At 50.8% G+C, this 8,961-nt stretch carries 6 protein-coding genes; all 6 read left to right on the top strand.

Features of this window, described 5'->3' with window-relative positions; genetic code table 11:
* On the top strand, positions 1 to 1,240 hold a 1,240-nt coding region (locus VI895_00615), incomplete at its 5' end, for an RHS repeat-associated core domain-containing protein (GenBank protein ID HLG18300.1).
* Positions 1,241 to 1,320: 80 nt separating this feature from the next.
* Positions 1,321 to 2,880 (top strand): RHS repeat-associated core domain-containing protein, encoded by a 1,560-nt coding sequence (locus tag VI895_00610; GenBank protein ID HLG18299.1) that lies wholly within the window; start codon positions 1,321 to 1,323, stop codon positions 2,878 to 2,880.
* Complete coding sequence (locus VI895_00605) at positions 2,877 to 4,412, top strand: RHS repeat-associated core domain-containing protein (GenBank protein ID HLG18298.1); 1,536 nt, start codon at positions 2,877 to 2,879, stop codon at positions 4,410 to 4,412. The genes VI895_00610 and VI895_00605 overlap by 4 nt, the downstream gene beginning before the upstream one ends.
* Before the next feature lie 480 nt (positions 4,413 to 4,892).
* Positions 4,893 to 6,401, top strand: coding sequence for an RHS repeat-associated core domain-containing protein (locus VI895_00600; protein ID HLG18297.1), 1,509 nt, complete (start codon positions 4,893 to 4,895; stop codon positions 6,399 to 6,401).
* Positions 6,382 to 7,902: an RHS repeat-associated core domain-containing protein gene (locus VI895_00595; protein ID HLG18296.1), complete on the top strand. Its 1,521-nt coding sequence runs from the start codon at positions 6,382 to 6,384 to the stop codon at positions 7,900 to 7,902. The genes VI895_00600 and VI895_00595 overlap by 20 nt, the downstream gene beginning before the upstream one ends.
* A 38-nt stretch (positions 7,903 to 7,940) precedes the next feature.
* The coding region (locus VI895_00590; GenBank protein ID HLG18295.1) for an RHS repeat-associated core domain-containing protein at positions 7,941 to 8,961 on the top strand (1,021 nt) is incomplete at its 3' end.

The raw sequence follows: 8,961 nt of genomic DNA, 5'->3' as shown, positions 1-8,961 counted from the left end.
AAATCGAGTCGAGAAGATCGGGCCGGCCGGTGCGGAAAAGTATTACGGCCTCATCGAAGCCAAGGGAAGCACGAAAACGTATTACTACTTTCTGGGAGGTCGGAGAGTCGCGCAACGAACCATCGGCGGCAATGTATATTTTCACCAACAAGATCATCTCGGCTCCGCTTCCGTTCTAAGCGACCCCAGCGGTGCGGTTCAATCGCGCACCAGCTACCACGAGTTTGGATCGATCAAATGGCAGGAAGGGCAAGGCGGTCTTTCCGACTATACCTATAACGACAAGCGCTGGGACAAGGAGACGAACTTCTACGATTATGGCGCGAGGCCGTACAACGCGAAGATGTTTAAATTCACAACGCCCGATTCACTCATCCCTGCTCCAAAAAATCCGCAAAGCTTGAATCGGTACGCATATGTCCAGAACAATCCGCTGAAATACACAGATCCATCTGGACATAGTCCCGAGGAAGAGCGGTACTACGGAACGATTCTTTTTTTCAACGCTCTTGCCGCGGGCATTGATGCTCATCGCGAAGGGCGCCCCGTATGGCGGGATATGGGTCGGGCGATGCTTTTCGGCGGCGTTCCCCAAATCGTCGGGCACAAACTTGCCAGCGAGGGGGTGCCGCTTCTCCCCGATTTGATCACAAGTTACGGAGTTTCCGTCACTCAAAATATCCGTAGGGGCGAAGAAAAGTACCTTACAAAAAGGATCTCACTTCCCATAGGCTTCGGCCTTGCAGACTTGAATATTGTTCGGAGCGATTCGGTTGAAAAAGGGAACATAAGTCTCAACTTTGACCTTTTCCAGCTTGCCAACGCTGCAGGCGCGGTGGCACGAGCGGGTGGAGGTCGCGTAGATTGGGAAGAGAGTTTATCCAAGAATCGGTTGGTTTTGAACGTCGGAGGTCTCCGGGAAAATCAAGGAGCTCTTGGGACCTTTAAAGGACAGGTGATCGCCATGGATTCCGACCTCGATGGTGATCGCCGGACAAGTGCCCTCAACCACGAGTATGTCCACAGTCAGCAATATGTAACGGGCGGAATTTTTGCCTCCGAGCGCCCGATCATTTTTGGAAGATCCACACACGTCTCGGTTGGCCTCGACCCTGGAAAATTGTTTTGGGGTCTGTATGGCGGTGTCAGCGGAAAAGTATGGGACGACGATAAGAAACGGTACGATCTGTTTTTCGAACGTGGAGCGTATGCGCTGACATGCAAAGAATGCTCACGATGAATCGACACCGGCAGCGCTCTTCAATCTTTCGAGCATCGGTGGACAGGCTATGGCGCAGTACGAGAAACGAGAAGAGGGACATGAAGGAGGATCGAGAAAATAGACAGAGCATTGGATGGATCGTCGCGGTTATCCTGTTCTCTACTTCTGCCTCCGCCCAAATCATCCAATATAACTACGGCACGATTCCCACCCACGCACCGATGTACGATAGTTTTTACACTTATTCGTACGACCGAAACGGGAACTTAACGCAGATCACGGATCGGTACACTAACGCCGTGAAGCAGCGGTTGGAGTACAACTCCATCAACAAACTTCTTCGCGCCACCGCCGGCACCTCGGTCACAGAGTACCGCTACGACGCCAATGGAAATCGAGTCGAGAAGATCGGGCCGGCCGGTGCGGAAAAGTATTACGGCCTCATCGAAGCCAAGGGAAGCACGAAAACGTATTACTACTTTCTGGGAGGTCGGAGAGTCGCGCAACGAACCATCGGCGGCAATGTGTATTTTCACCAGCAGGACCATCTTGGTTCGGCATCTGTAGTGACCGACCAAAACGGAACCGTCGTTTCTCGAAACAGTTATCACGAATTCGGGTCAATCAAGTGGCAAGAGGGGGCTGGAGGGATCAGCGACTATACGTATAACGACAAGCGCTGGGACAAAGAGACGAACTTCTACGATTACGGAGCTAGAGCGTACAACGCGAAGATGTTTAAATTCACAACGCCCGATTCGGTCGTTCCGGATCTGACAAATCCGCAAAGTTTAAATCGCTACGCATACGTCCGAAACAATCCCCTCAAATATGTCGATCCCTCGGGCCACGCGGAAAGAGAACCGAGCCAGAATTATGATTTCGTCTTAAAGCTAAGCCCGCATTGGATGCACCGGCAGACGTACTCCGGGGTACGGGGCTTAAATTTAACCGATGAAGATATTTTCCGATGGCGACAAATTGATGAGATGAAAATTTCTGCAGTTCTCTCAACTCCATCGCCACAGGACGGGTCAATGAGTGTGGGCCTGATGGATCGTTTGAGCGAGCGAACGCAACAAATGGCTTCCGACACGACTTCGTTTAGAAGCATGCTTCGGCTTATACTCGACAAACTCCCGGGCAAATCTGTCCAGCTAGATCTCCATCAACGAAAAACCATCGACCTGGCCGACTTTTTCACGTTCACGTCCGCCAACTCGGCTTTTGATCACAATGGCGCCTTTGAGTTTGCATCGGCATTCCCGGATATTCGTGAGGCAAAAGACCTAAACGTAGATGTTTTCTTAGTCAACGCGCATGGCACTCCCGAGGGCGTTCTTTTAACTCATCCGACACTTCCCGACAGTGCCGTCCAGGTTGCTTTACTGATGCACAAGAACAATATTCAAGCGAAAATTATCTGCTTTAACTCCTGCAATTTAGGCCAGGGAAATTTTCCTCAACAACTGGCACAATTCACAGGTTCGATTGTTATGGCTCCGAAAGGTATCTATTTCCCAGGTAAAGGAATTACCACCGACTTTGATCCCTTCCGAGGACTCAACGGCGAGCCCGCCGGCGAATATTTGTTGGGTCAAGATGCGTATAATATCGCCTTCCCCCCTGAAAATTCGAAACCTCTCTTCCCTAAATGACGATAAAGATGAAGCGGGGAAAAACAGACTTTCTTGCGGGACTGATGGTGACCTGGGGAGTTGCCTTCAGTTCCGCCTCCGCGCAGGTCATCCAATACACCTACGGCACGATCCCAGCGCACGCGCCGCATTTCGATAGTTTCTACAACTATTCGTATGATCGGAACGGAGACCTAACGCAGATCACGGATCGGTACACCAATGCCGTAAAGCAGCGTTTAGAGTACAATTCCCTTAACAAACTTCTCCGCGCGACCGTCGGTTCCGCCGTCACAGAGTATCGATACGATGCCAATGGAAACCGAATCGAGAAGATCGCGCCAGCCGGCACCGAAAAATACTATGGCCTCATCGAGGCCAAGGGAAGTACGAAAACGTATTACTATTTCCTGGGAAACCGACGGGTCGCGCAGCGAACAATCGGCGGCACTTTATATTTTCACCAGCAAGATCACCTTGGTTCGGCATCCGTTCTAACGGATCAGAGCGGCGTTGTTCAATCGCGGACCAGTTACCACGAATTTGGATCGATTAAGTATCAAGAAGGGCAAGGAGGGCTCAGCGATTACACATACAACGACAAGCGCTGGGACAAGGAGACGAACTTCTATGACTACGGAGCGAGAGCGTACAACGCGAAGATGTTTAAATTCACGACGCCAGATTCAATTGTCCCGAACCCAACAAACCCGCAAAGTTTAAATCGATATGCATATGTCAGAAATAATCCTCTGAAGTATATCGATCCCTCGGGCCACGCGGACGACCTCTCGCAATTGCTACAGATCAGCCACAACCCGCTTCCAACCGAGGTGGCGGAGAAAGGCACCGATTTACTGGATATGATGAATGCGTATGAGATGGGCGAAAGGATAGCGAACATTACATCATGGGTATCTGGATTCCCTGGAAAAATTGCTAGGCACGAGTTTGAAAAGGACGACCCCTTGGGCGTGAAACACGCCATGGGTCCGTATATCGAGGGAGGGGTCAACTTCGCTGTCGGTGCTGCGCTGGGAGGCGCATTCATGAGGTCACCTGGTGCAGCGGCCGCCGCCAATGTCGATGAAGGCCTCCAAGAAGCACTCGTGACGCGTGAAACCCTTCAGCAGTTAATCCGAGAATACGATGCCGCTGAACCGGAATTCCAAGGTCTACGGGTCGCGGAATTTGATAGCGCCTTACGAAACTACGGTCGTGCGGTCATAAATCCGAGAGGCAGCCTCCGTGATCCAATTGTGACGACGAATAGTGAAGGACAGGGTTTCCGAGGTGGTCTACATCGAATTATGGGTGACGGATTGGAAGCGAGTCCCCAACTCTTCGACAAGAAAACATTTACCTTTCGCAGCTTGAGTCCCGATGTTGCGGAGTTTGCGAAAGAATTCAGGCTTCAGACCTACGAATACAAGCCGTCCGACCTCATGCCCCCTGTATTGAGACAGAACTACGAGCAATGGAACGCGGTAGACAAGATTGATAAGATGATCGAGAAGATGATGCTTCGAAACGATGGAGAAACAATACATTAGCTCCGTCGTCGGCGAAAAGCGCTTAGTGTATCGCTTCTTGTTCAGCAAGAACGTTTTCTCCGTTGTGTTTCTTCCAAAGACGAACTTCAAGATGATAAACGAGGGCAGAATTAAAATCGGGGGACAGTTTACCAAAACAACTTTGAAAGTTCCCATGTTCGAATCAAGCGTTCGGCGGGTGTGAGAGCAGCCCAAAACTTTATATCAAAGGGAGGATCTCGCTCTCCTCCGCGGATGACTCAGGAGTCTATATGCCGGCGTTTCACCGTGGTGGTATATCTTGTTCGAGACACAAACTCAGCTCGGGGAATTCCAAATCGCGCATGGAAAAAAGTTCATCGCGCACGGGAACTTTCGTTTCAATCGCCTTCCGGGCGCCCATCGAGCCTCACGTAAGTAGCTAGAATCAAATGCTTTACTTGAAAATTCTTGGGCACGGTCGTTGCTCTTATTGAGTGCGTGGGGGAGAACACAAGACGAATGGGTTTGCCTGTTGCGTTTCTCGTGATCCTTGTCGTGGGATCCGCGAAAACTCAGACCATTCAGTACATCTACGACGCCGTTCCGACGCACGCTCCCTACTTGGATAGTTTCTATTCGTACAGCTACGACAAGAACGGCAATCTCAATACGATCACGAATCGCTACACCGGAGTCGTAAAGCAGCGTTTAGAGTACAACTCCCTTAATAAACTTCTTCGAGCAACCGCCGGCACCTCGGTCACGGAGTATCGGTACGATGCCAACGGAAGCCGAATCGAAAAGATCGGACCGGCCGGCACGGAAAAGTATTACGGCCTCATCGAGGCCAAAGGGAATACGAAGACGTATTACTACTTTCTCGGAAGCCGGCGAGTCGCCCAGCGAACCATCGGCGGCAATTTATATTTTCACCAGCAGGACCATCTTGGTTCGGCATCTGTTGTGACCGACCAAAACGGGACCGTCGTTTCTCGAAACAGTTACCACGAATTCGGGTCAATCAAGTGGCAAGAGGGGGCTGGAGGGATCAGCGACTATACGTATAACGACAAGCGCTGGGACAAGGAGACGAACTTCTACGACTACGGAGCGAGGGCGTACAACGCGAAGATGTTTAAGTTTACGACGCCAGATTCAATTGTTCCCGACCCGAAGAATCCACAGAGCTTGAATCGTTACGCGTACGTTAAGAATAACCCGCTTACATACATCGATCCCACCGGACATGCTGATAGAAATGCCAATGACTATCAGTTTCCTATTTATTTGGGGCAGAACACGTGGGATTTAGGAATTATATGGATGGGTCATAAAATCTCCCATGCGCAATATTACCAATTGATGGAATTTTATCATGGCCACCATCCGGCGGAGCGTCCAGGAATCGGGTGGGCTCCTCCCCCTAATTTTCCAAGGGATCTTGCAGGACTTGCGGGAGCATTGCTCGGCTATCTTGATAGTAAGGTAGACGCCGTCCTTGGCCAGGGTGCATCGGAGGGAATAAGTCTTAGTTTGGCTTTTGCGGGGATACCTGAAGGAGCAGGGGGAAAGGTTATTGGTGGTGCCAGCCGTTTCTTGCAACGCTCAGGAACTAAATTATTTTCATGGGAGGAACGAGGGCAGATTCTCCAACTCGCAGCCCGAGAGGCCGTAAGCGCAAAGCAAAATGAACGCGTCCTGAACGTTTTTCTCAAAGCAAACGCCAAGACAGTTGACAAAGACGGATACTTGTATGCGGGCCTAGCGCTTGATTCCAAAGGCAGAATCACGGAGATCAATTGGGGTCTCATGCCCGACCTTTCCGACGAGGCTGCCCAAGCAGTCAAAGAGGGTGGGTTATTCAGGGTGGATGCAAGTTTCCGACTCAATCCGGAAACCGGTGCGTTCTCTGTGGGGGGAATCCAGTCAAGGATTCCGGCCGGCGCAAGTACTGACTTCACTGATACCCTGAATCGGGTCGAAACAATATTTTGGAGTGCGGCACAACGTGATTACCCAATACGATAAGTCCGCAATTATCGCAGCTTTCTTACTCGTTGGTTCTACGCCTCTTTTTGCCCAAAGCATCGAATATAACTATGGGTCTGTTCCGACTCATTCTCCGTACCGTGACAGCTATTACTCTTACAAGTACGACCGCAACGGAAACCTAACGCAGATCACGGATCGGTACACAGGAGCCGTAAAGCAGCGTTTGGAGTACAACTCCCTTAATAAACTTCTTCGAGCCACGGCCGGTACATCGGTTACGGAATATCGCTACGACGCCAACGGAAACCGAATCGAAAAGATCGGACCGGCCGGCACGGAAAAGTATTACGGCCTCATCGAGGCCAAGGGAAGCACGAAAACGTATTACTATTTCCTGGGAAACCGACGGGTCGCGCAGCGAACCATCGGCGGCACTTTATATTTTCACCAGCAAGATCACCTTGGTTCGGCATCCGTTCTAACCGACTCAAGCGGTGCCGTTCAATCGCGGAGTAGTTACCACGAATTCGGGTCAATCAAGTGGCAAGAGGGGGCTGGAGGGATCAGCGACTATACGTATAACGACAAGCGCTGGGACAAGGAGACGAACTTCTACGATTATGGGGCGAGAGCGTACAACGCGAAGATGTTTAAGTTTACGACGCCCGATTCCGTTGTGCCCGATCCGACGAATCCGCAAAGCTTAAATAGATATGCATACACAAAAAACAACCCACTCAAATATGTCGATCCGACCGGACATGCTGACATGCCACCTTCTCTCCTGTTTAGTGATTATCTAACAAAGCAAGGTGAGCTACTCTCGATTCGAGTAACTCCCTTCATGACCATGGTAAATGGAAACCTCGGCTACTACGGGGACGTTATTATAGGAACTCAGGAGTACTTGGCGGCTTTCACGTTTGGTTATAACCGGCGAACAGGTCTAATCGCCGGTACCATCTATAATCTTCAAAATGAAATTAAGGTCCCCACAAAGAACGGGGTGTTTTCAGCGGTCAGAGACGTTCAGGCGAACCGGCTGGGCTACGTCAAAACAATTACCGAGTCGTTAGCGGCGGACAGCCTAGAAGCCTTTAACGAGGGAGGAATTGCAAACACTCCCTCAGCTAAAGTCAACGCTAAGGTAGGATTCACCGCCACAAATGTCGAGGAAGTTACTTCAGATGCCGGAAAGAGCGTCTTTGTCACGTTCGAAAGAACCGAGTTTGGTCGTGCCGGCATTTTGCGGTCGGCTTTGGCCAAGCTTGGAACATCCCTCCGGGCAGTGGGCGAGGTTCTTCCAGGAATAGGTAATGTGTTGGACGGCATCGATGATGCCAGGGCGGAAAAAGACGCGCCCGGCTATGCGCGCGAGTTTCGTGAATCCGCCAATAGCCCTTTCCTGCTTAGGAGACTGTTGAATGCTTTTGATTTTGTCTCGAATCCATGGCCCTACCTGCAGGCGGAAGGACAGGTTCAACAAAATTTAAATATGTGCGGAAAAGAAGACTGTGGTTGGGGAAAACCTCTCTAAATAGAAATTAGCGAGGAACAAGAGAGTGAGAGAAGGACATGAAGGGGGAGCGACAAAATAGACTGAATATTAGATGGGTTGTCGCGGTCATGCTTCTTTCCACTTCCGCCCCAGCCCAAGTCATCCAATACAACTACGGCATGATCCCAGCGCACGCGCCGCATTTCGATAGTTTCTATAACTATTTGTACGACCGCAACGGAAACCTAACGCAGATCACGGATCGCTACACAAGCGCTGTCAAGCAGCGACTCGAGTACAACTCCCTCAACAAGTTGCTCCGAGCGACAGTGGGTTCAGCGGTCACGGAGTATCGCTACGACGCCAACGGAAATCGAATCGAAAAGATCGGTCCGGTCGGTACGGAAAAGTATTACGGCCTCATCGAGGCCAAAGGGAATACGAAGACGTATTACTACTTTCTCGGAAGCCGGCGAGTCGCCCAGCGAACCATCGGCGGCAATCAATATTTTCATCATCAAGACCATCTCGGCTCAGCTTCGGTCTTGACCGACTCAAACGGCGCAGTTCAATCGCGAACCAGTTACCACGAATTCGGATCGATCAAGTATCAAGAAGGGCAGGGCGGCCTCTCGGACTATACCTATAACGGCAAACGGTGGGACAAGGAGACGAATTTCTACGATTACGGAGCGAGAGCGTACAACGCGAAGATGTTTAAATTCACGACGCCGGATTCAATTGTTCCCGACCCGAAAAATCCCCAGAGCTTGAATCGGTATGCGTACGTCAAAAACAATCCTCTGAGATACCTTGATCCCTCGGGGCATGCGTCGATCGATCCCTCGGGCTCGCCCTTTAACGGCCTTCAAGGGATCCTCCAGGGCGCGAATGGAACTACGCTTCAGTGGACGCGCACGACCGGTTTTCCAGAAAATCACGTCGTGGGGTACGAAGGTCTCGATACACGCAATCACGCCGCCGTCTTTAATGCCATGCCTGCGTTCGAACCAGGCGTGAGTGGTGAATTTGCTCGAGAAGCCTTGTGGAGCTTGATGTGGGATCATCATTTGGATGTAAGAAATTACGGAGATGTGG

Source organism: Bdellovibrionota bacterium, from assembly GCA_035292885.1.
Classification (GTDB): Bacteria; Bdellovibrionota_G; JALEGL01; order JALEGL01; family DATDPG01; genus DATDPG01.
This window is presented reverse-complemented; position numbering and strand designations above follow the sequence as displayed.

Coding starts and splice junctions, on each gene's coding strand:
- VI895_00610 (HLG18299.1), top strand. CDS start 1,321: ATGAAGGAGGATCGAGAAAATAGACAGAGCATTGGATGGATCGTCGCG.
- VI895_00605 (HLG18298.1), top strand. CDS start 2,877: ATGACGATAAAGATGAAGCGGGGAAAAACAGACTTTCTTGCGGGACTG.
- VI895_00600 (HLG18297.1), top strand. CDS start 4,893: ATGGGTTTGCCTGTTGCGTTTCTCGTGATCCTTGTCGTGGGATCCGCG.